Source organism: Sphaerisporangium sp. NPDC051011 (assembly GCF_040653595.1).
Classification (GTDB): Bacteria; Actinomycetota; Actinomycetes; order Streptosporangiales; family Streptosporangiaceae; genus Sphaerisporangium.
In genome coordinates, this window is sequence record NZ_JBFAGG010000011.1 from 297,670 (window position 1) to 319,898 (window position 22,229).

Annotated in this window: 15 protein-coding genes and 1 pseudogene; 10 read left to right on the forward strand and 6 right to left on the reverse strand. The window is 71.1% G+C overall.

From position 1 onward, the window contains the following. Positions 1-209 precede the first annotated feature (209 nt). The 6 genes from AB0H21_RS26195 to AB0H21_RS26220 all read left to right on the forward strand — a co-directional run bounded on the left by AB0H21_RS26195 (position 210) and on the right by AB0H21_RS26220 (position 10,281). Complete coding sequence (locus AB0H21_RS26195; protein ID WP_358521314.1) at positions 210-1,589, forward strand: amidohydrolase family protein; 1,380 nt, start codon at positions 210-212, stop codon at positions 1,587-1,589. A 5-nt stretch (positions 1,590-1,594) separates the two neighbouring features. After that, positions 1,595-4,291 (forward strand): helix-turn-helix transcriptional regulator, encoded by a 2,697-nt coding sequence (locus AB0H21_RS26200; protein WP_358521317.1) that lies wholly within the window; start codon positions 1,595-1,597, stop codon positions 4,289-4,291. Between the two features lie 115 nt (positions 4,292-4,406). Further along, positions 4,407-6,080: a cytochrome P450 gene (locus AB0H21_RS26205; protein WP_358521319.1), complete on the forward strand. Its 1,674-nt coding sequence runs from the start codon at positions 4,407-4,409 to the stop codon at positions 6,078-6,080. Positions 6,081-6,138: 58 nt separating this feature from the next. Beyond that, the gene (gene lanKC / locus AB0H21_RS26210) at positions 6,139-8,715 is read left to right on the forward strand and encodes a class III lanthionine synthetase LanKC (protein ID WP_358521321.1); all 2,577 of its coding nucleotides are present in this window, start codon (positions 6,139-6,141) and stop codon (positions 8,713-8,715) included. Between the two features lie 377 nt (positions 8,716-9,092). Continuing rightward, on the forward strand, positions 9,093-9,296 hold the full coding sequence (locus AB0H21_RS26215; RefSeq protein ID WP_358521323.1) for a hypothetical protein: 204 nt from the start codon (positions 9,093-9,095) through the stop codon (positions 9,294-9,296). A gap of 85 nt (positions 9,297-9,381) precedes the next feature. After that, positions 9,382-10,281 (forward strand): tetratricopeptide repeat protein, encoded by a 900-nt coding sequence (locus AB0H21_RS26220; protein ID WP_358521326.1) that lies wholly within the window; start codon positions 9,382-9,384, stop codon positions 10,279-10,281. Here AB0H21_RS26220 and AB0H21_RS26225 read toward each other — a convergent pair. After that, complete coding sequence (locus AB0H21_RS26225; RefSeq protein WP_358521329.1) at positions 10,242-12,938, reverse strand: AAA family ATPase; 2,697 nt, start codon at positions 12,936-12,938, stop codon at positions 10,242-10,244. The two genes, AB0H21_RS26220 and AB0H21_RS26225, sit on opposite strands and share 40 nt — an antisense overlap. 426 nt (positions 12,939-13,364) lie before the next feature. Between AB0H21_RS26225 and AB0H21_RS26230 the strand changes: the two genes are divergently transcribed. Beyond that, positions 13,365-13,949, forward strand: a complete 585-nt coding sequence (locus tag AB0H21_RS26230) for a hypothetical protein (protein ID WP_358521332.1) — start codon at positions 13,365-13,367, stop codon at positions 13,947-13,949. A 197-nt stretch (positions 13,950-14,146) separates the two neighbouring features. On the opposite strand, the gene AB0H21_RS26235 is transcribed toward AB0H21_RS26230, so the two are convergent. Next, positions 14,147-15,940: a thiamine pyrophosphate-binding protein gene (locus tag AB0H21_RS26235; RefSeq protein WP_358521370.1), complete on the reverse strand. Its 1,794-nt coding sequence runs from the start codon at positions 15,938-15,940 to the stop codon at positions 14,147-14,149. Beyond that, positions 15,940-17,040 (reverse strand): 3-oxoacyl-ACP synthase III family protein, encoded by a 1,101-nt coding sequence (locus tag AB0H21_RS26240; protein ID WP_358521334.1) that lies wholly within the window; start codon positions 17,038-17,040, stop codon positions 15,940-15,942. The genes AB0H21_RS26235 and AB0H21_RS26240 overlap by 1 nt, the downstream gene beginning before the upstream one ends. Before the next feature lie 584 nt (positions 17,041-17,624). Between AB0H21_RS26240 and AB0H21_RS26245 the strand changes: the two genes are divergently transcribed. After that, the gene (locus tag AB0H21_RS26245) at positions 17,625-18,152 is read left to right on the forward strand and encodes a TOMM precursor leader peptide-binding protein (RefSeq protein WP_358521337.1); all 528 of its coding nucleotides are present in this window, start codon (positions 17,625-17,627) and stop codon (positions 18,150-18,152) included. Next, positions 18,149-18,520: a hypothetical protein gene (locus AB0H21_RS26250; RefSeq protein WP_358521339.1), complete on the forward strand. Its 372-nt coding sequence runs from the start codon at positions 18,149-18,151 to the stop codon at positions 18,518-18,520. The genes AB0H21_RS26245 and AB0H21_RS26250 overlap by 4 nt, the downstream gene beginning before the upstream one ends. On the opposite strand, the gene AB0H21_RS26255 is transcribed toward AB0H21_RS26250, so the two are convergent. Next, a complete protein-coding gene (locus AB0H21_RS26255; RefSeq protein ID WP_358521341.1) occupies positions 18,463-19,920 on the reverse strand; it encodes an FAD-binding protein in 1,458 nt (485 codons plus the stop codon). The two genes, AB0H21_RS26250 and AB0H21_RS26255, sit on opposite strands and share 58 nt — an antisense overlap. A gap of 131 nt (positions 19,921-20,051) precedes the next feature. Here AB0H21_RS26255 and AB0H21_RS26260 point away from each other — a divergent pair. Then, a pseudogene (locus AB0H21_RS26260) lies at positions 20,052-20,222 on the forward strand (hypothetical protein); the annotation flags it as partial. A 2-nt stretch (positions 20,223-20,224) separates the two neighbouring features. On the opposite strand, the gene AB0H21_RS26265 reads toward AB0H21_RS26260, so the two are convergent. Both AB0H21_RS26265 and AB0H21_RS26270 read right to left on the reverse strand, forming a co-directional pair. Next, positions 20,225-20,407, reverse strand: coding sequence for a hypothetical protein (locus tag AB0H21_RS26265; protein WP_358521373.1), 183 nt, complete (start codon positions 20,405-20,407; stop codon positions 20,225-20,227). Positions 20,408-20,634: 227 nt separating this feature from the next. After that, positions 20,635-20,844, reverse strand: a complete 210-nt coding sequence (locus tag AB0H21_RS26270; RefSeq protein ID WP_358521343.1) for a hypothetical protein — start codon at positions 20,842-20,844, stop codon at positions 20,635-20,637. Positions 20,845-22,229 lie beyond the last annotated feature (1,385 nt).

The window sequence follows — 22,229 nt, forward strand, 5'->3', positions numbered from 1 at the left end:
CATTTTGCCCGTTCGTCTCGCAAGGGGACGAGACGGTCATCGGGTGGGATATCCGGCGGCCGTGGCGCCCCGGAGCCGGCGACGCACCGGTGGGACCGGCGTCCCCGTGATCAGCGGATGGCTATCAATCGGGCCGCGGCAGGTCTTGGACGCGACGCGGGGCGATGAGTTGTGCTTGGCGCGGACCTTCCTACGACCGTGGAGCGCTCATGCCAGACCGAATCCTCCTCCGTGACGGCACCGTCCTCACCATGGAACCCGGTAGCCGTCCCCGCCGCGCCGACATCCTGGTCGAGGACGGCCTGATAGCGGCCATCGAGCCCGATCTGTCCGGCGTCGACGCCGACGTGGTGGACGCCGGCCGCTGCATCGTCCTGCCCGGCATGGTCGACACTCATCGGCACGTCTGGCAGACCCAGCTCCGCGGGGTCACCCACGATTGGTCGCTGAAGGACTACATCCGCGCCATCCGCTTCCAATCGGCGGTCTTCTACCGCCCGCAGGACATGTACGCGGGCAACTACCTCGGCATGCTGGAGGCGATCGACGCGGGTGTGACCACCGTCCTCGACTTCTCCCATTGCGTGAACACACCCGAGCACGCGGCGGCCGCCCTGCAGGGCACCCGGGACTCGGGCATCCGATCGGTCTTCGCGCTCGGGCTCAACGACGTCCCCGTGCCCCACCCGCATTTCGCCACCCTCGCCGCGCGCATCGAGCACGCCCGGGAACTGCGGGCCAAGGAGCTCTCCTCCGACCAGGGACTGGTCACGATGGGCATCAGCCTGTCCGACGTGCTGGTCGCGGGCATCGGGAGGGTCACCGAGGAGGTCGCCGTCTCCCGTGAGCTGGGGCTGCGGATCACCCTCCACGCCAACGCCGTCATGTTCCCGCAACCGGTGAGCGAGGTGGCGTTCCTGGACGAGGCCGGGCTGCTGGGCCCGGACCTCGTCTGGGTGCACATGAACCAGACGACGGACGACGAGCTGCGCCGGGTGGTCGAGACCGGCGGCGCCATCTCGACGACGCCGGAGACCGAGATGCAGATGGGGATGGGACATCCGGCGCACGGGCGGTTCATGGCCGTGGGCGGCAAGTGCACGTTCGGCTGCGACGTGATCTCCAACAACTCCGGCGACCTGTTCCCCCAGGTCAGGCTCGCCCTGCAGACGGAGCGGATGCTGCGCAACGACCTGGACCTGGCCCGCAACCACGGTCCCGACGACATCCGGCCATCCACCCTCTCCCACCTGGAAGGCGCGACGATCAACGGCGCGGAGGCGCTCGGCCTGGCCTCGCGCATCGGCACGCTGACTCCGGGCAAGGAGGCCGACATCATCGTCGTACGCGGCGACGCCCCCAACATGCTGCCCGTGAACGACCCGGTGGCGGCCGTGGTGATGCACGCGCACGCGGGCAACGTCGACACGGTCATGGTCGCCGGCCGGATTCTGAAGCGGGACGGGCGTCTGCTGGCCGACCCCGCCCGGCGGCTGGCCCTGATGGACGACTCACACGGGTACCTCATGGACGAGGTCCGACGCCACGGCGGCCTCATCCCCCAGCCGCCCGTCCCCCTGCCCTGGTGAGGCCCGTGACCGATCCCTGGCCGTTGGCCGGCCGCGAGAGGGAACTGGAGCTCTTCAAGACGTCGCTGTCCCACCGGGATCGCGACGCCTTCATCCTCACCGGTCCCATGGGGGTCGGCAAGACGCGCCTGGCCGACGAGTGTCTCGCCCTGGCCGCGGGCGAGGGCCGGCCGGTCGCCCGCGTCGTCGCCAGCCGCACGACGGCCGGAGTGCCGTTCGGTGCCCTCGCTCACCTGCTGGCCTCGCCCACGGCGTCCGAGACCGGCGCGGGCGACCGGGACGGCGCGGGCGGTGACTCGGTCGGCATCGCCCTGTCCTCGTGGTTCCGCCGGGCGCGGCGCGGCGGAACCGACGGGGGGCGGCTGATATTGCTCGTCGATGACCTGAACCTCCTGGACCAGGAGTCGCTGACCCTCCTCGCCGCTCTCGTCGAGGCCGGTGAGGTGTTCCTGGTCGCGACGGTGCGGCAGGACGAGCCGGCGCGGCTCGACACCCACCGGATGTGGTCCCGCGAACGGACGCTGTGGGTCGAGCCGGCCGACCTGGGGCGAGCCGAGGTCACCGCCCTGACCTCCCGCGTGCTCGGCGGACCGGTCACCCGCGACACCTGCGCCGCCCTCTGGCGGGCCAGCCGGGGCAACCCCCTGTTCCTGCGGGAGCTGGTGGTGGGCGCGTTGGAGGAGCGGACCCTGGCCATGACCGACGGGATCTGGCGGTTGAAAGGAGAGCCCCGGCCGACGAGCCGCCTGCGGGAACTGGTCGACGCGCACATGGCGACCCTCGGACCGAAGGCCCGCGCCGTTCTGGAACACCTGGCGGTGTGCCGGCCGCTCGGGGTATCCACCCTGACCACGTTCACGTCCGCCGAGATGCTGGCGGAATTGGAACGATCCCGGCTCATCGTCGTGCGGCCCGACGGGCGCCGGCGGCTGGTGACGCCGGCGAATCCGCTGTACGCGGCGGCGATCCGAGACCGGCTCCCCCGGCTCGCCATCGACAGGATCCTCCACGAACACATCGATCGGGTGCGCCGGTCGGGGGCACGCCGGGCGGACGACGCGGCGCGGCTGGCGCGCTGGCAGCTCGACCGGGTCGGCAGAGCCGCCCCCGAACTGCTGCGGCGCGCGATGCGGCGGAGCGGCGACGCAGGCGACTTCGCCCAGGTCGAACGGCTGGCACGCGCCGTGATCGCCGACGGCCGCGACGCCGCGCTCAGCGTGCGGGCGGCGAGGTCGCTGGGCGAGGCGCTCGGCCATCTCGGACGGGTCACCGAGGCGGAGAAGGTCTTCGAGAGCCTTGAGCGCGCGGGGGCGGGCGACGCGGGAGAACCGGCGATCGTCCTGCCGCGGGCGCTGAACCTGGCCTGGGGATGCGCCGAACCGGATCGCGCCCTGTCCCTGCTCGACCGCTGCCTGTCCGCACACGGCGACCCTCCTGACGGCGATCTCGCGGCGTTCGCCGCGCTGATCCTCACCCTGTGCCATCGTCCCCGGCAGGCGCACGAGCCGCCGGCCGCGGCGCCCGGAGGACGGGACGGCGTGGGCGGGTCCTGGAGCAGGCTCGCCAAGATCGCGGCCTTCTCGGCGATGGGCAGGACGAAGGACGCTCTCGACTTATCCGGCGCCACGGCACAGGGGGAGCCCGGCGGAACGACGATCGCCGACAACGCGATACTGCACACCTACGGCCGCGTCGTGGCCCTGTACTGCGCGGGGCGGCTGGGGGAGGCCGTCGCGCCGGCCGAGCAGGGGCTGGAGCAGGCGGTCGCCCGGGGCGTCACCACCACGCACGTGGCCTTCGCCCAGTTGCTGGGGCACTGCCACCTGACGGCGGGCCGGCCGCGCACCGCCATTCGATGGTTCCGCGAGGCCGCCGCGATCTCGCGCGCCCACGCCATGGCGGGCCGGCTCCGCCTCGCCTACGCGGGCCTGACGATGGCACACTCCTGTCTCGCCGACGAAGCCGCGAGCCGCCAGGCCGTGGAGGAGATGGGCCGGTCGGCCGGAGGCTCCGCGAGGCAGGGCCTGCCGGTCGTCGCGGACGCCTGGAACCTGGCCGTCACCGGTTACACCGGCCGGGCGATCGAACTGCTGCTCACCGCGGCCGACGGCCTCGAATCGGGCGGCGACTTCATGCTGTGCGCCGCGCTGCTTCATGACGTCGCCCGCCTCGGCGCGCCCGAGCCTGTGGTGAACCGCCTCAAGGCACTGGAGGCCGCCACGGACAGCGCGATGGTGGCGGCCTTCTCGCTCTACGCCGCCGGGTCCGCGCTGTCGGATCCGGCGGTCCTCCTGCGCGCCTCGGCGGCCTTCGAGTCGCTCGGAGCCATGCTCTACGCGGCCGAGGCCACGGCACAGGCCCACCGGTGGACGAGCGATTCCCGGAAGAACTCGGCCGCCACCCGGGTCCGGGCGCTGCTGCGGCAATGTGAGGGGGCGCGGACCCCGCCGCTGCTGGCCTTCCAGGCCCTCGTCCCGCTGAGCAAGCGCGAGAAGGACATCTGCTCGCTGGCGGCCAGAGGGCTGGCCAGCCGGGACATCGCCGCGAGGCTGTCGCTTTCGGTGCGGACGGTCGACAACTGCCTGCAACGGTCCTACACCAAGCTGGGGATCTCCCGGCGGACGGCGCTGGCCACGGCCCTCGGCCTGACCTCGGAGCGGTGGGATCCGGGATCGGCCGGCGCGGTGGCGGGCGATCCGTAGCCTTGCCGGCGTCGCGTCCGGCCACGCCCGCCCCCCTGTGCGTCACGATGTAAGCCGCCTGCAAGCCGGTGGCAAGCCTCCGTGATCGAATCGCCCCTGAACCGAAGGGGCGCGGATGATGATGACTACCGGCGGCGCGATCGGCGCGCCCCCCGTCACAGCCACCGGGGACCAGGAACCCGGGCCGGCGATGGTGATCCTCAACCGGGGTGCCGGAAGCGAGCGGCTGGAGCACGAGCTCACCGGCCGCGGGTGGCGGGTTCAGGTCGCCGATGTGCCGGCAGGCGACCCGGCCGGATGCGCCGGGCGCGTGAGCGACGTCCTGGCGGCTCCAGGCAGCCCTGACCAGGCCGTGCTCCTCGGCTACGGCGACGTCGGGCGGGCCGCCCTGGAGATCGCGGGCCGTCACCCTGAGCGGGTGGCCGCGGTGGTGGCCGTGGACTCCGCGCGTGGCACCGGCCAGGGCGAGGTCCGCGTCGCCGACCTGTACGGTCCGGCGCTGACGCTCTCCGCCGACGTGCCGAGCACGCTGACCGAGAGGATCGTGTCCTTTCTGGGTGAGCTGACCCGGCCGTCCGGCGGGCGGCGGGACCGGCCGGAGCTGTCACCGTCGCGCCTCCCCGCCCTCACCCCGGCTCTGCTGAACGATCCCGTCCTGATCGGGCGGCTGCGGGAGACCGGCCCGGTCCACCGGATCAACGTGGCCGGTGTGGCGCCGTCCTGGATTCTCACCGGGCACCGGGCGACCACGGCCCTCGCCGATCCGGGGCCGGCCGCGGGTGTCGCGATCACGGCCGGCTTCCGGCTCCAGTCCCCGGCCATCCCACACGAGGGCGAACGGGATCTCGTCACCATCGACGGCCGGGAGCACGCCCGGCTTCGCCGGATGATCGGCCGGTACCTCACGCCGAGGCGGGTGCGGGCGCTTGGTCCCCGCATCCAGCGCGAGGCCGACGCGTTGCTGGCCGTGCCGCGGCGGCACGAGGCGATCGACCTGGTGGCGGCGTTCGCGCTTCCCCTGCCGGTCATCGTCCTGTGCGAGCTGCTCGGCGTGCCCCGGCGGGATCGCGGCTACATCCACGAGTGGCTCGTCGACAGGATGCGCGCCCACCCCGGCGACGCGCACCACGATGTCGACGACTACCTGCGCGCGCTGATCCGGACCAGGAAGGGGCACGCCTCCGACGACCTGTTCGGCTGGGTCCTCGCGGGCGAGGCGGACCGGCCGGCGGAGGACGACCTCGTCGCCGCGGCACGGCTGCTGATGACCGCCGGTCACCGGGCACCGGCCACCCTGCTGGCCAACGGCACGGCCGCCCTGCTGCGCCACCGGGACCAGTGGACCCGGCTCACGCAGGACCCCGAGCTCATCGTCCCCGCCGTCGAGGAACTGCTCCGGTACGTGACGCCCTTCCCCGTGGGCCTGCCCCGGTACGCCGCGACCTCGATCGAGATCGACGGCACGCTCGTCCCGGAGGGCGAACTCGTCGCCGCCTCCCTCGTGGCGGCGAACCGGGATCCACGCGTCTTCGACGAGCCCGACGTGCTCGACATCGGACGGCCGGCCAACCCCCACCTCGCCTTCGGCCAGGGCCGCCATCACTGCCTCGGGGCGGCCCTGGCCCGGGCCCAGGCGCGGATCGCCATCGGGACACTCGCGCGGCGCTTCCCGGACATGGACCTCGCCCGTGACGCGCGGCCGCCACGTCAACGGCAGGGCCGGGTGCGCTATCTGCTCGAACTGCCGGTAATCCTCGATCCCCGCCCGGGTCCGCGGCCGGAGGCCTGACGCAGAAGGCGGACACACCTCGCCTACGTCTCCGCACGCTTCACCTACCAGGAGTTCCATGGACACCGCGTCGCGGCAGTTGCTCGTCCACTGCCAGGCCGACCCCCTCTTCTTCGACACGCCCTCGCGGATCAAGGACCGCGACGCCCTGTTTCCGGCGGCGTCCACGCGTCTTCCCCGCGGATGGCGGCGAGGGGAGGAGAGCTTGTGGGTCGTCCTGCGCCCCCCGCGTGCCGCGCTCCCGGACCAGGGCTGGAAGATCCACGTCTCGTCCTCCGACGCCGACGCCGCCACCGTCTGCCGGCTGGTGGTGGACTTCTGCCTCGACCGCGGCCTTCCGGTCAAGTTCCTCCGCAGCGGGCCCGCGACGCGGCTGCTGAACAGCAAGTACGCCGATCGGGGAAGCAGCGGCAAGCTGATCACGATCTACCCGAGGGACGAGCGTGAACTGACGGAGGCGCTGCCCGCGCTGGCCGAGGTCCTGTCCGGCTTCACCGGTCCGTACATCCTCAGCGACCTGCGGTACGAGGATTCGCCGGTGTACGTGCGCTACGGCGCGTTCCGGCCGATGACGCTGGTCATGCCGGACGGCGAGGTGACCTACGCGCTGCGGGCGCCCGACGGGCGGCTGGTGCCGGACCGGCGCTCTCCGGTGTTCACGGTGCCGGAATGGGTCCGCGTGCCGGAGGTGCTCCGCGCGTCACTGGCCAGGGTGCGCCCGGGCGGCCCGGACGAGTTCCCCTACCGGATCGAAAGGCCGCTGCACTTCTCCAACGGCGGCGGGGTCTACCTGGCCCGCCGCGACGCCGCCGGCGGCCACGTGGTGTTGTCGGAGGCCCGCCCGCACGCGGGCCTGGACCGTCACGGCGTCGACGCGGTGACGCGACTGGGCCGCGAGCGCGACATCCTGGAACGGTTGAGCGGCCTGGACTGCGTCCCCCGGGTGCTCGACTACGTGGTGATCTGGGAGCACCACTTCCTGGTCGAGGAGTACGTCGAGGGCCTCACCCTGATGGAGGAGGTGTTCTCCAGCTACCCGCTGGCCGGACCCGATCCCACCGCCGAGGCACTGGCCGCCTACACGCGGTGGGCGACCGGCGTGCTGGCCAAGGTCGATCACGCCCTCATGGCCGTGCACGCCCGGGGCGTCGGCTTCAACGACCTCCACCCCGGGAACGTCATCGTGCGCCCGGACGGGCGCGTCGCCCTGATCGACTTCGAGATCGCCTCCGACCTGGCCGACCCCCGGCCTCCCGGCCTCGGCGCCCTGGGGTTCTCCGCGCCTTCGCATCTGCGCGGACGCGAGGCCGACGAGTACCTGCTGGACTGCCTGCGCCAGTGGATGTTCCTCCCGATCACCCCGCTGCAGGATCGCGACCCGGTCAAGCTGGCCACCCTCACCGAGGTCGTCACCGAGCATTTCCCGGTGCCCCCGGCCTTCGGCCCCCGCATGATCCGGCGGTTCAGCGCGGCCAGGGGACCCCTCGGCACGGACCGGCCGGCGTCGATGTTCACCGCCGCGGACGTGGACTGGCCCGCCATCCGTGACTCGCTCGTGGCCGGGATCAACGCGAGCGCGACCCCCGAACGGCAGGACAGGCTCTTCCCCGGGGATCCACGGCAGTTCCTCACCGGCGGGTTCACCGTGGCCGACGGCGCCGCCGGGGTGCTCTGGGCGCTTCACCAGGTCGGCGCCCCGATACCCTCCGGCCACGTGGACTGGCTCGTCGCCGCCGCGCGCCGGTGTCCCGACCCCCGGCCGGGCCTGTTCGACGGGCTGCACGGTGTGGCGGCGACCCTGGAGTCGCTCGGCCGCCGTGACGACGCCCTCGACCTTCTGGACCGGGCGCGCACGGCGCACGACCTTCTCGTGACGCCGGGAATTCACGGCGGGCTGGCCGGCGCGGGCCTCAGCCTGCTGCACTTCGCGCGGGTCACGGGGGATGACGCGCTCCGCGCGGAGGCCCTGGGCATCGGAGACCGGCTGGCCGCGGAACTCCTGGACGGCGGGTCGCGGATGTTCCCGGGCGAGGGTAGGACGGGCCTCCAGTACGGCCTGACCGGGGCCGGGCTCTACTTCCTGCGGCTGCACGAGACCACCCACGAGAGCCGCCACCTCGATCTGGCCCGGCTGGCGCTGCGCCGGGAGATCGCCCGCGGCAGGGCTCTGCCCGACGGCACGTTCCAGTTGCTCGAGGGCAACCGCTACCACGCCTATCTCGGCACCGGCGGCGCCGGCCTGGCACTGGTCCTGTCCCGGTTCCCGAACTGGCAGGACGAACCGGATTTCGCGCGCGTCATCGACGGGGCTCGCCGGGCCTGCCGGGCGCCCTTCGTCCGGCACCCCTTCCTGTTCATGGGGCGGGCCGGCACCATCGCCGCTCTCCACCTGCTCGGCAGGCCCGAGGACAGGTCCGTGGTTCGCGAGCACGTGCGCCGGCTCGCGTGGCACGCCCTGTCGTACGAGGGGCACCTCGCGTTCCCCGGCAACCAGTTGCTGCGGCTGTCGATGGATCTGGAGACGGGAGGGGCGGGGGTCCTCGTCGCGCTCGGTCTCGTGTTCGGCGGCAACGGATCCATCGCGCCCCTGCTCGACCTGCGGCCTTCCGCAGCCGACGAAACGGGGAGGAGGTGAGGGACCATGGCGTACGTGCTCCAGTTGCAGGGCCTCAGCGTTTCCCATGACCCGGACGAGCCCGCGTGCTACAGCCATGTCACGTCGTACGCGGGGACGTGCTGAGCGCCCCGGCGGTCGCGGCTCGACCATGACGTGACGCCCGGCCACGCCGGACGCCGCGAGGAGGCGGGTGACGCCTCCGCGTGGCGTCCGCGTCCGGCGGATGGAGTATTCACTGCTCTATCCCACCTGGGTGGATCCGCTGTTGCCTGTCTCCGGAAAGCGCAGTGCGGGCCGGGGCCGTCCGGCTTGCCAGACCAACGGAGGGACGCATCATGAGAAACGACCTGGAAGTCACCCCGCGGACGACTTCGCCCGCTCACATCAATGCCGACATGCCTGCGATCGCGGCCAACCACAACGAGGTGGTCCTGCCTTCGCTCTCGCCCAACCACAACGAGGTCGTCCTGCCTGCGCTGGCGTCCAACCACAACGAGGTCGTCCTGCCTACGATCACGGCCAACCACAACGAGGTCGTCCTGCCTGCGCTCACCACCAACCACAACGAGGTCGTCCTGCCGGTGCTCGCGGCGGCCTGACGAGTCGCGGCGTCCGTGGCCGGCGCCGGTGTCACTGACGAAGTCAGCGTACGGCGCCGGCCGCGGCGACCGGGAAGGCGGTGTGATGGTGGACGAGAGCCGGATACCGGCGCCCGAGGCGGCGCCGTACGTGCCGGAGGACGACGAGGTGCGGGCGCGCGTCCAGGCCATGACGGCGCTTGGGGCCTCATCGCGTGACGGCGGCGACTACCCCCTCGCCGAGAGCCGGCTTCGCGCGGCCCTGACCCTGGCCGAGGCGGCCTTCGGCGACGACAGCGTGGAAATCGCCGCCCCCTGCAACGAACTCGGCATGACCCTGCGCTACGCGGGCCGGTTCGAGGAGGCCGCCGCGCTCTACGACCGGGTACGCGAGGTGCTGGAGCGGCGGCTCGGCCCGGGCCACCCGGAACTGGCCTCCGTGTACCACAACCTCGGCGGTCTGGCGCACGCCCGCGGCGACCTCTCGGCGGCCGAGCCGGCCGCCCGGCGCGCGGTCACGATCCGGGAGCGCGCCCTGGGCGCCGACCACCCCGCCACGGCGGCGGACCGCGGCGCGCTGGCGGCCGTCGTCCTCGCTCTGGGGCGTCACGACGAGGCCGCCGAGTCGCTCCGCGCCGTCCTGACGGTGTTCGAGCGGACGTACGGCCCGGGACACCACGAGGTCGCGGTGGTCCTCCACAATCTCGGCACCGCCGAATACGCGGCCGGGAGGGTGGAGGACGCGGCCGGATCGCTGGCGAGGAGCCTGTCGATCAAGGAGAAGGTGCTCGGAGCGGATCACCCCGAGCTGGCGGCGACGCTCTGCAACCTCGCCCGGATAAGGCAGGAGGCCGGCGACCTCGACGGGGCGACGGCGCTGTACCGCCGAGCGGAGGGCGTCCTGCGAGGGGTCGTGGCGGCCGGCCATCCGACGCTGCTGCTGTGCCGTCAGGCCCTGTCCCACCTTCAATCGGCCCGCCGATCGGCGGGCTCCGCCTCGGAGTAGACCGCCAGTGCCTCGGCGAGCCGGCCACGACGGGAGATGCCGAGCTTGGTGTAGGCCCGTTGCAGGTAGTTGTCGACCGTCCGGACCGACAGGACCATCTCGGCGGCGATCTCCCGGCTGGACAACCCCTGGGCGGCCAGCAGGCAGACGTCCTTCTCCCGGGGGCTCAGCGAGGCAGGTGGGCCGACCTCGAGCAGCGGCGGTGTCCGAGCGCCTTCGCATCGGCGCATCAGCCCGGTGATGCGTACGGCGCGCGCCTCCTTCCCCCGCGCCCCGCCGCTGTGGCGCTGCGCCTGCGCCGCCGCTTCGGCCGCGTACAACCAGGCGCCCAGCGACTCGAACGCGCCGCAGGCCTGATCGAGAAGCTCCGGATCGAGGCGGGCCGCGCCGGCCGCGTACCAGGCGCGCGCGGTCACCATCGCGCTGTCGACGGTGGAGGCCAGCTCGGCCAGCCGGTCGGCCACGCGCTCCGGCTCTCCCAGCCTGGCGACGTCGTGCAGGAGCGTCGAGTACAGCACCAGCTCTCCGCGTACCTCCACGTCGGCGGCCGCGGCGAGCAGCCGGTCGATCGCCCGCCCGGTGTCACCGTTGACGGCCAGGCTCCACGCGTGCGCCTGAGGCGGCAGGCCCTGGCTCATCGCGGCCTCGGTGAGAGGGCTCATGTCGAAGATGGCGTCTCTGCTCGCGTCCGGGTCCCCCAGGAAGGCGTGCGCCATCGCCAGCCCGGCGTAGGCGAGCCGGAGCTGCCCGGTGAGGCCGTTGGCGTGCGCGATGGCCGCGGTCTCGCGGAACCACCGGATCGCCGTACGGGGGCGGCCCGCGGTCAGATGGCAGCGTCCGAGCAAGGCGCTGAAGGCCGCGTGCGTGGTGACCACGTTGTCGACGATCGCCTGCTCGAGCCCGCGCACCGCCGCGGCGATCGCCTCGGTGAGCAGGCCGGCCGAGTACAGGGCCATGACCCGGGTATAGGTGTGGAAGACCGGATGCACTCCGAAGTCGAGGCCGGCGTCCGGCGCGTCCTCGGGTGGTGTGGCATCCGACGCCGCGATGGCCTCCCCTGTCCGGCCGAGCGCCGCGAGTACGGCGACCCGGGCGAGCGAGCCGAGGCGGCTCGCCGGCTCTGTGAGCCGGCCCTCCTCCCCCGCGAGAATGCGATAGGCCTCGCGTGGCCGGTGCGCCAGCGTCAGCACCAGCGAGGAGACCACGTCCAGCTCGCCGGCGAGCGTTCCGTCCAGCGCCGGACGCATGCGGTCGACGACGGCCAGCGCCTGGTCCGGATACTCCGCGCCCCACGACAGGTTCAGTGCCCGCATCGGGGCGACCGGCGTGCCGCCCGCGTCGTCGGCGGCGGCCCTTCCTGCGGCGGCGAGCGCGAAGACCTCCTCCGCCTCGGCGACCCGGCCGAGATGGCTCAGCGCCTCGCCCAGTAGGTGCCCCACCTCGGCGGCCAGGCGCGAATCGGCCGCCGTGAGCGCGGCGCGGGCCAGCCGTTCGACCCGGGGGAAGTCACTGGCGCTCCTGCTCAGGCGCGCCGCCCGCACGAGAAGCCCGGGATCGGCCTGGCCCCCGCCGTCGAGCTGCCAGATCGCCACGTTCACCGTGTCGTCGAGCCGTCGCGCCCCCAGCTCGTGCACCTGAGCGATCTGCCTTCTCAGGACGCGCTCGACGACGGGCCGCGAAAGCCCGTCCCGGATCGCCTGCGCGTACAAGGGATGGGACAGGGTCACCGGCCTGCGCCGCCCGTCGGCCCTGATCTCGACGAGGCCGGACCGTTCCAGGTCTTCGAGTACCTCGATGGGTGCGAGCGCGGTCAGCGCGGTGGCCCCGACCGGCCCGCACACCGCCAGGTGCTCGAGCACGGCCCGCGCCGGGGGCTCCAGCGTTCTCATCCGGTCCGCGACCAGTTCCTGGAGGCGGCGCGTCGGCAGCGGCTCGTTCCCGAGCCGCCATACTCCCGCGCGCGGTGTGAGAGCTCCGCTCTCCAGTGCGCCGAGCACCAGCTCCCGCAGGTACAGCACGTTTCCGTGGCTCACGTTCCAGAGGGTCGCGGCGGTGTCGGCGGTGACCGGGCTGCCCAGGGCGCGCGTCAGCAGGACCTTGGCGTCCCTGCCGGTCAGGCTGGACAACTGCACCCATGTGGCACGGCCGGCCGACCACATGCGGTGCAGGACGTCCGGGGGCGGCTCGTTCACCAGGAGGGTCCCCAGCAGGAAGACGTCACCGGCCTCCATGAGCTGCCCCAGCAAGGTGAGCGACACCGCGTCGAGCAGGTGCACGTCGTCGACGAGCAACACCAGACGCCGGCCGCCCGTCCTGCGGCGCAGCGCCTGGCGAGCCCAGGAGTAGAGACCGACCGCGTCCGGGACGATGGGGCCGGACCCGCTCACGGGACCTTCCGGCGTCTTCTCCGCCATCGCGACGGCCAGCAGATGCGCGAACGTTCCAAGCGGGATGCTCGCCGCGGCCTGGCTCGCCACCACCCGGGCCACCACGCCGCCCTCGCCGGCGGCCAGGCGAAGGCACTCGTCGGCCAGGCGCGTCCTGCCGACCCCCGGGGCGCCGGTGATGAGGAAGGCCTGACAGCCGGGACGCGCGAGAGCCGCCGTGAACTGCTCCGGCTCCTTGTCCCGCCCCACCAACGGCCAGGGATCTTTCATGACGCTTCCCAAGGGGTCGGGCGGGTTGCCGGGCCGGCGGCCTCTTGCGCCACTGACCGGGTCAGAGGTGACGCCGGATGGGCGGGGATGACGAGATGAGTCCCAGAGAAGCGATACACGACATCCCAGATCATCATAAAGCGCACGCTTCATCCCGCTTTGCGCAATCGGTATAAAAGCACGCAATCGGCGTCACAATACCACACCATTGTGTCCCAGACCGGATGAACAATCCGACGTGTCCTCCCGGCGGCCCCCAGGTTTCGCGACCGCGTCCGCGACTCAAGCAATGGCTACTCTAGGCCGTTTCCGTCTCGTCACCCACGCTGGTTGCTGTCAGTGAATCCTGACGCGCGGACGGGAGCGGGGCAAGGCCGACCAGGACGCCCCTCCTGCCTGTCCCGATTCAAGAAACGGAGGAGATTCATGCCGAGATTCACATCATTTGTTCGGCTCGGTGGGGCGGCGCTGGCCGCACTGGGGCTCATGCTGGCCGCGACGCCCGCGAACGCGGCCGGGTCGTTGCGGTTGACCCAGATCAAGTGCGTCGAGACGGCCGACACATGGGACCCGGACAACCCGTACTTCGTGGTGTTCGGCGGGAACCTCAGCAACCCGACCGACACGAAGACGGTCCTGGTCGACCCGGGCCTGGAAACCTACAGCGGGAAGACCTACAACCTGTCGAAGACGATCACGTCGAGCAGCGCCGGCTCGGTGTTCACGGCCACGGTGATGGTCGAGCAGGACGGCGGCCGGGACCTCGATTCCAACGACATGGCGTACATCGACACGGCCATGCACAATGCCTACCAGCTGAACTTCTGGTCGTCGAACTGGGCGGCGATGCGCGACGAACTCCGCCGGCAGGTGGACGACGCGCTGGCCGGCGGGCCCGGGGGCGATGACATCCTGGGCGCGAACTACCGCAAGTACGGCCCCGGCAACACGCCGGTCCCGATGGCGTTCAAGGAGGACGGCGGGGACTACAGCGTCCAGTTCGCCTGGTAACGGCCGGGCCCGAGGTTCCCTCCCGACCTGGGCGGGAACCTCGGGCCCGGCGTCCCGCCCGGTGGGCCAAGCGCGGCCCTCAGCGGCTGCCCTGCGGGCTCTCGCGAGCGGGAGCGGCCTCGACTTCGGCCGTTCTCTCGCGCACGACCGCCGGGACCGCGCCCCGGGACATCGACGGCGGCGGCCTTCTCGGCGGCTCAATGGATCTGGAAGGAATCGGTCACCGCGTCGTTGCGGTCGTCGAACGGCCCCGGCCCGTCAGGATCGACGTGCACGCGGACGACCTGAGGACGGCATTCCTCAAAAGCCAGCTTCTCGGCCAGGCTGAGGGCGCCGGCCAGTTGCCCCGGGTGGTCGACCGAATGGGCCTGAGCGCCCAGGTCACGTGCCAGACCGGCGAGGTCGGGGGCGCCCAGCCGGAACACCTCGTCCGTGATGTGGCGGCTGCCAGGGTAGGCGTGGTTCATGCCCTGGCGGACCGTGTTGAAGGAGTCGTCCTGCAGGACGATCCAGATGGCGCCGAGCCTTTGCCGGGTGGCGGTGGCGATCTCCACGGCATTCATCAGGAAGCCGCCGTCTCCGGTGATGGTGGCGCAGGTGAGGTCGGGGCGGGCGGCCTTCGCGCCGACGACCGCGGCGTTGGCCCAGCCCATGCTGCCCATCCCCCAGGGCAGCAGCGCACGGGATGGAGGGCTGACGGGGACCTGCCGGGTGAACCATCCGGTGCCGTTGCCGGCGTCCAGCAGCAGGATCCGCTCAGCGTCCTGGGAGAGCCACTCCCTCAAATGGTGCATGACGACCTGAGGCTTGACCGGGGTGAGTTCGTGGTATTCGGCGGGGACGCTGGGATGGATGGGGGGCAGCCCTCTCAGGGCCGCCCGGCGCGAGGCGGGCGAACCGTGCCCATCGTGCCCGTCCTGCCCGCGGCGCCGGGCGTCCGCGCGCAGGAGTGCCCGCAGGAACAGGGCGATGTCCGCCGTGATGCCGACGTCCGCCCGGTAGGAACGGCCGATCCGGGTCGGGTCGGCGTCGACGTGGATGAACGTGTCGCGAGCCTGCAGAACGGGCGTCCAGTTGCGGCTCGCCCACTCACCGAGACTGCTGCCCAGCACCAGCACGGTGTCCAGAGGCCGCTCGATGTAGGCGTGCGCACGGGCGGAGCCGCCGATGCTGACCACGCCCAACGCCTCCTCCTGGTCCTCGGGGAACAAGCCCTTGGCCTTGGTGGTGGTGGCCACCGGCAGCCCGTGCCGGGCGCAGAAGCCGACGAACTCCGCCCCCAGCGAAGGCGTCTCGCTGAGCGCCTGGCGGCTGCCGTTGCCCAGAAGGATCAGCGGGCGCGACGCGGTCAGCAGCGCGGTCAGTGCCATGTCGGCCGCTTCGTCGGGCACGGAGGGGCCCCACGTCGTGCTCACCCCGCCGGGCACGACCGGCGACGGGCAGGGCCGGCTGTACAGGTCCACCGGGACGCTCAGATGCACCGCGCCGCGTGGAGCCGACAGAGCGTGCCGCAACGCGTTGTCGAGAAGGGTCACCGCCGAGCCGGGGTCCGTCAGGGAGCGGCTGTAGGCGGTGCATGTGCGGTAGGCGTCGACGACGTCCACACCGTCCCTGCCGCTCTCCTGGAAGGCTCCGCGCCCGTGACGCGCCTGAGCGGCCTCACCGCTGATCAGCAGGACCGGGGAGTTGTCCGCGTTCGCCACGGCCAGATGGGGCAGGGCGTTGAGCGCGCCCGGACCGCTGGTGACGATGGCCACCCCGAGCCCCCCGGTGACCCGCGCGTATCCGTCGGCCATGGCCACGGCTCCGGATTCGTGCCGGGAGACGATCAGATCGATCCCCGTCTCCATCAGCAGGCCCTGCAGGAGCGGCCCGATCGCGCTGCCGGGAAGCCCGAAGACCTTCCGTACTCCGTTGGCCTTCAGGACCTCCAGCAGATGGTCGACGAACAGAGGCTCGTCTGGCATGGACCCCATCGCTTCGCGTGACATCACCGGCTCGTCTCCTTGCCGTCGTCCATCGGGTCGGACAGGGGAGCCGGGGTGCCGGGCTCGGGCACCGGTCCCAGGGCGACGTCGCCCCATCGCATGACGAGGGCGCCGGCGGTGGAGATCGAGCCCACGCCGAACAGGACGACCAGGTCTCCCGGCCTGACCCTGCCGGACTCCGCGGCGTGGAAAAGATTGACCGGTGTGAGAGCCGAGCCGATGTTCGCGTACAGCGGATAGGTGCTGATGGTCTTGTCCGGGTCGGCTCCCAGCTTCTTCGCGAAGTACGAGGCCATCCAGGCGACCGGAGTGTTGAAGATGAAGAAGTCGACGTCCTCGATCGCGTGGCCGGACTTCCGCAGCGCCCCCTCGACGCAGGTTCTCATCTGGTCGCCGGCGTCGTCCCGCATCTGCGCCCCCGGTGCCGGGGCGCCCCATCGCAGCCGGACCCGCGCCGTATGACCGTCGGGCTCGACTTCCAGAGGAAACTCGTAGGCCCCGCAGGTCTCCTGGGTGCCGATCACCTTCGCGCCGAGCACGCCCGAGCCGGCAGGACACCGTTCCACCAAGAACGCTCCGGCGCCGTCACCCAAGAACCAGGACATGGTGTCCTCCGGATCGACGAGCCTGCTGACGGCGTACGACACCACGACCGCGACCCGTTCGTACTCGCCCGACCGGACGAGCGCCGCCGCGCTTTGCAACCCCACGATGGAGCCGTTCTGCGCGGACTCGAAATTCCAGGCGGGCACGGTCATTCCCAGACGATGGGTCAGGTAGGCGGCGTTCTGGGGCCCGAACGTGTCGGGCAGGAACGAGGACACCATGACCGCGTCGACGGAGTCCAGTCCGGCGCCCCGGGCGCGCAACAGCTTCTCCAGCGCCCTCGCCTCCAGGTCGAGCGCGCCCTCGCCCTCGGCGAGAACCCGCCTTTCCCTGCTCCCGCGGAACGCGTCTCGCATGTACGGGCGGCGTTCCGCCTCGTACAGGTCGTCGGTGGGTTTCTGTTCCTCGGACGCGAGGAGGCGGACGAAGCCCTGCCCCTCACCTGAGGGGATCGGGTCAGGGCGCTTCTGGGTCCAGAAATCGTTGGCACGAGTCAATCTCGGAAACTCTACCGACAAGGCAGAAATTCCTGCGCCGCCGGCGAGAGCGGGCTTTTCCATCCGACCGATCACGAATTCTCCAACCATCCCGCACGGGTACGGCGAACAGTATGATCGGCACCATTGAAAAGGGCATAGAGCAGGGATTGCTCTAGCGCTCGCCCCATGCCGATGCCCCATCTGTGGACACCATCCATGACGACCGGCGGCCGCCCTCACGTCGAGGTGCATCGGTCACACCACCCACAGGGCGTCACCGGCGTTTTCCGCACCCGGAGGACAGAGCGTTCGCTGCTCATACGCCCGCCCCGGCCCGCGCACCTCGTGGCGTTCGCGGCCTTGAATGCTTGAGCAGACGCTACTCACTCCCGCACGCCACCAGATCCTTCGCGGTCCTTTCTGCCATATGGCGTTTTTATGGCGTCGCTCCGTAGCGTCCAAAGGGTGCGCACAGCACATTCCTGCATGGGAGGGAACGTGGACGAGCCCGTTCAGACGGTCGAGGCCCAGCCCCGCAAGCTCAAGCTGGAGCTGCGCAGGCTGGAGAAGATCGAGACCACCATCGAACGCGACGAAGGTTGATGACGGATCGACCAAGGAGCCGACCGGGTCTTCCCGGCCGAGGTGACAGGCAGAGACACCAAGGTGACCGGGCCGGACGACGTCGTCGCGCTGATGGACGGCGCGACGCGTTGGTGCTCTGCGCGGACGAACCCATCCGGACATCCTGGCCTGGACCAACGACGCCGCCCAGCGAACCGGCCACCCCGTGGTTCATCAGCTTCTACGCCGGGCCGATGGCGGTGGTGGGATCGTACATTCCCGGCGAGACCGGGTGCTGGCAGTGCCTGGCGACGCAGGAGGCCAAGCGCGAGTTCAGAGCGCACGGCCGCCCGCTGACGCCGGAACGGCCGAACGCGGTGGTCGCCGCCACCGCGAACATCAGCGGCCACCTCTGCGCCCTGGAGGTGATGTACCACCTCGCCGGGCTGCCGGCCCAGGCGCGCGGGCGGATCTTCCACTGGAACTACGCGCGATGGGACCACTCCTACTTCATCGACTTCCCCCGCGACCCCGAGTGCCCCGCCTGCGGGCCGACCGCCCGATGATCTCGGCACCGGTCACCGCGGAAAGCCGGATCACCTTCCACGCGCTGGTCATGAGACCGGACGACGACGATCCGGAGACGATCGTGGTCGGCCGGCCGGAGCTCCGCGAGTTCATCGAGCTGCCGGCGCTGTACGGGGAGGCGATCCGGCTGCTCGGCGAGGGACTGCCGGTCACCGCCGCCGAGGAGGGCATCGCCGCCGAGCACCTGGTCGAAGTCGACATCGCCGAGCTGGTCGACGCCCTCGCCGAGCTCGGCTTCGTAGCCTCCGTCAACGGGCGGGAGCTGCCCGACCCGGCCGGCGACGGACTTCACGGTCCCGGAGGGAAGACGCCCTGGCCCGGAGTGAGGATTCCGTCGGGGTCGTAGCGTTCATGGGCCGCCTGGAAGGCGGCCCATGCGGGGCCGTAGTGGGTGCGCCACTCCTCAGGCGTGGTGGGTATGGAGCCGACCGGGTACTGGTAACCCCCGACGGCTTGGGCGCGCAGGTAGAGGGAACGGTTGGCCTCCACCATGTCCTGCGGGCTCTCGGCTCCGTGCGAGGCGGTTTTGAGCAGCGTGAAGAGGAAGACCGTCTCCTCGTCGGGCGTGCGCAGCAAGGGCAGGTGCAGGCGGGAGCGGGGGAAGGGATAGAGCAGGACCACGCCACTGGCGCCGATCTCGGTCTCGGTCAGGTCCTTGATGGCGGCCTCCACGAAGGCGTCGGTGCGGCTCGCGGGCAGGAACATGTTCGACCAGGGGTGCGGGCGGTACCACTCGCCTGTGGACTTCAGATAGGCGACGCCCGCGGCGAGCCGGTTGAGGAAGTCGAAGTAGGACATGTCCTGGATCTGCCGGTCGCCGGGCTGGTCGCTCAGACCGTCGAGAAGCCTGGCGTCGTCGGGCGGGGTCGTGCCGTTGAAGAAGGCGACCGCTTCAAGCTGGTAACTCCAGCCGGCGGAGCCGGTCGGCAGCCCGAGCTCTCCCTCCACGTAGGCGAAGCGGCCGTCGTTGACCACGCGCCGCTGGTCGGCGGTCAGCGCGGCGACGCTCGGGTAGGAGAGCAGGTAGTGGCGGACCGTCGTGGGGGCGGGCAGCAGGCGCACGGTGGCCTTGGTGATGATGCCGCACTGTCCTCTTCCAGCCAGCGCCGCGCGGAAGAGGTCGGGGCGCGACTCCGCGGAACACCTCCTCAGGCTGGCCTCCCCCGTGACGACCTCGAGCTCCACGACGCTGTCCACCTGGGCTCCGTGGTGGTGGGTCTGGCCGCCGACACCGCCCACCGAGAGCGTGCCGCCGACCGAGAGCTCCAGGTAGTCGGTGAAGACCGGAGGGGTCAGGCCGTGGGCCAGGGTCGCCTGCGCCAAGCTGCTCCAGAGCGCGCCCGCCTCCACGACGGCCGTGTCCTCCCGCACCTCAACCGCGTTGAGCGGGGTCATGTCGATGATCAGACCGCCCGCGACCTGGCCCTGACCGAAGGTGGCGTGTCCCTGGCCGCGCGCGGCCACCTGCAGGTTGTGCGTCCGGCAGTACTTCATCATCAGCATGATGTCCGACACGGCGCCGGGCTCCAGCACGGCCCCGGGGGTCTGATGGACCAGGTGCCCGAAGTCGTCGGCCGCCTGGCCGCGCGAGGCGGGATCGGTCACCACCTTGCCCTTCAGCGGCGGCAGGTCGACCATCCCCTGAGACTGGGCGGCGTCGGTGACCCACGTGCGCGTGGACGGGTCGAAGCCGACCACGGCCGCCCCCGCCGTGAGGAACGCCTGTGTCCACGGATGCCACGTCATATCCGATCCTTTCGCAGCGCGGTCACGTCGCGTCGATAATCGCCGACGGCACCCGGCGACGCTACCCGCACGGGACCGGATGACAGCCACAAAAGGGTTACCACGGCGCTTCGGGCCTCGACGGGCGAGCCGTGGGGCAGGCGAGCATCATCGGGGCAGGATGGTACCGAACGGCGAGCGCGGCGAACTGGCGCAAAGGCGCAAACGGTGAACGCCGTACCGCGCGGATCCTCGCACCGCTCGCGGCCGCGGGATACACCGTCATGCACGATCGCGCCATCCCCGGGTCTCGCGCCAACATCGATCACCTGGTGATCGGACCCTCCGGCGTCTGGGTTGTCGACAGCAAGGCGTGGCACCGCCAAAGCAGGCGGAAGGTGGCGGGCGGCCCGCCGGGTTGGTCGACGGCGAACATGTGGTCATCGACGACCCGGGTGAGGGTGGCGGCGTGCCGGGCGAGGAACGTCTGGGGGACGGGGGAGTTCATCGGGCCATCCTGCTGGATGCGAAGCATGTGAAGGGCCGACACCGGCCGAGGAGTCACCCGGCCGCACGGCGGAACGTGGTGGTGGGGGCGTCCAAGTCGCTCAGCGCCAGGCGGCCAGCCGGTCCGGGCATGCGGCCTTGGGGGCCGGGCCAGCGCGCTCACGCCGACCGGACGGCGGCCGCCGCCCACTTCCCTCGGCGGGATCCGAAAGCTCCTGCTGACGCGCGTCAGTCCCAGCCTGCGGCGAGCCTCTCCTCCAATGGATCGGCCTCAGCCAGAACGTCAATGGCGGTCTCGCGGGCGCGGGCGGCCCACGCGGCGCCGACACCGGTTCCGGTGCTGGCGCGGGAGTTCGGGGCTACGACCGCTTGCGACAGCAGGCGCAGGGTGTTCTCGCCGAGATCGCCGAACGCGATGAGGACCATCTCAGCCAGCATGCGGGGAGCCCCTTCGGGCCACATCTTGGCGGCATCGCCGACCCATCCACGGATCGACATGACGGAGGGGAGGTCTCCGCAGTCGTCGGCTGCGCTCTTCCACAGCGGATCATGGGGGTCGGATGGGAGCAGCAGCATGAGCCGGACAAGCCGGCTGATCCAGCTCAGTGGATCTGATGCGAAGGGAACTGGCGAACTGATGCCTCGACTCAGCCAACACGCCGCGGGCCCCAGCGAAGTGCCGTGGAGGGCAGAGGGAAGTATCGTCCCTTCGCGATAGCGCCCGACACTAAAGGTGTCTGTCCCCCATGACGCAGCAATGCAGAGGGGGGCGAGTCACCCGGGGCTACCGGTCGTGCCCCAAGTAGTGGCTCAGGACGCGACGGAAGAGACCTCCAACACGTTCAGGCATGCCCTGGATGTGTTGGATCCCCTTCCGGGCCTACCAGCTCATCCAGGCCAAGGGCTGGTAGGGAGACCCGCAGTGACGATCACTGACGTCTTGGAACAAGTCGCATCGGTACTTACGTCTGTCGCAGTCATCGCGACGGCAGCGAGAGAAATCGCAGGCCGGAGACGACGCGGTCAGCGCCACGACGATGAAGGCCAGGATCCTGAAGCCTGATCAGGGCGCCCGGCATGGGTGAAGCCCCGGCAGGCGTCCAACCGGGGCTTCATCTGCTGCACCGCTGTGGCGGGCGCGGCGGCGACCTGGGCGACGCTCGCGATCCTGTTGTAGCGCGAGTTCATCGCCGGCTACATCACCGAGTACAGCCTCATCGCCGACGACCTCCGGTGTCCTGGTTCACCTCAAACTGATCCGGCTTCGGCGTGGATCTGATGCGAAGGGACCGGCGAACTGATGCCTCGGCTCGGGCAACCTGGCGCTCCCCAGCTCGACGCCGCCCCGGATCTCGGCGTCCGCCTTCTGTTCGCATCAGATCCACTGAGCCACGGGCCTGCCGATCGGCTCAGCACATCTGATGCACCCCAGGCGGGCGCGTCGCGCCCGGCATCACTTCTCTTGAGTCAGGACACTCAGTCGAACTGATGCCCTTCGAGCTCGACACCGATTCTCGATGCAGCCAAGAATTGCGGTGCGTACGCTGCGATTGACGAAAGGGCTCCCCGCCCTCCCCTGCTCGACGGGAGACCAGCGTGACGGTTCTAGACGTGTTCTAAGCGTGGCACCCGAGGTCGCGGCGCTGGTGCCTCAGGAGGACCTCGCCATCCTGGAACGTCAGGCATCTACCACGTTCGAGTGCCTGAGATGCCGTCAGGCACGGGTGCCACTCTGGCGACCTCGCGTAATCAACTGTCGCCTATTCGACCGTGGTTGAGATCGTGGTCGTCACGGGGAGTGGTCGTCGCCTGGGGCGTAGCGG

Excerpts from the sequence above, each read along its gene's own strand:
- AB0H21_RS26220 (WP_358521326.1), top strand. The coding sequence starts at position 9,382 with ATGGTGGACGAGAGCCGGATACCGGCGCCCGAGGCGGCGCCGTACGTG.
- AB0H21_RS26270 (WP_358521343.1), bottom strand. The coding sequence starts at position 20,844 with ATGCTGGCTGAGATGGTCCTCATCGCGTTCGGCGATCTCGGCGAGAAC.
- AB0H21_RS26225 (WP_358521329.1), bottom strand. The coding sequence starts at position 12,938 with ATGAAAGATCCCTGGCCGTTGGTGGGGCGGGACAAGGAGCCGGAGCAG.
- AB0H21_RS26245 (WP_358521337.1), top strand. The coding sequence starts at position 17,625 with ATGACGGATCGACCAAGGAGCCGACCGGGTCTTCCCGGCCGAGGTGAC.
- AB0H21_RS26235 (WP_358521370.1), bottom strand. The coding sequence starts at position 15,940 with ATGTCACGCGAAGCGATGGGGTCCATGCCAGACGAGCCTCTGTTCGTC.
- AB0H21_RS26255 (WP_358521341.1), bottom strand. The coding sequence starts at position 19,920 with ATGACGTGGCATCCGTGGACACAGGCGTTCCTCACGGCGGGGGCGGCC.
- AB0H21_RS26250 (WP_358521339.1), top strand. The coding sequence starts at position 18,149 with ATGATCTCGGCACCGGTCACCGCGGAAAGCCGGATCACCTTCCACGCG.
- AB0H21_RS26230 (WP_358521332.1), top strand. The coding sequence starts at position 13,365 with ATGCCGAGATTCACATCATTTGTTCGGCTCGGTGGGGCGGCGCTGGCC.
- AB0H21_RS26195 (WP_358521314.1), top strand. The coding sequence starts at position 210 with ATGCCAGACCGAATCCTCCTCCGTGACGGCACCGTCCTCACCATGGAA.
- AB0H21_RS26215 (WP_358521323.1), top strand. The coding sequence starts at position 9,093 with ATGCCTGCGATCGCGGCCAACCACAACGAGGTGGTCCTGCCTTCGCTC.
- AB0H21_RS26265 (WP_358521373.1), bottom strand. The coding sequence starts at position 20,407 with ATGAACTCCCCCGTCCCCCAGACGTTCCTCGCCCGGCACGCCGCCACC.
- lanKC (WP_358521321.1), top strand. The coding sequence starts at position 6,139 with ATGGACACCGCGTCGCGGCAGTTGCTCGTCCACTGCCAGGCCGACCCC.
- AB0H21_RS26205 (WP_358521319.1), top strand. The coding sequence starts at position 4,407 with ATGATGATGACTACCGGCGGCGCGATCGGCGCGCCCCCCGTCACAGCC.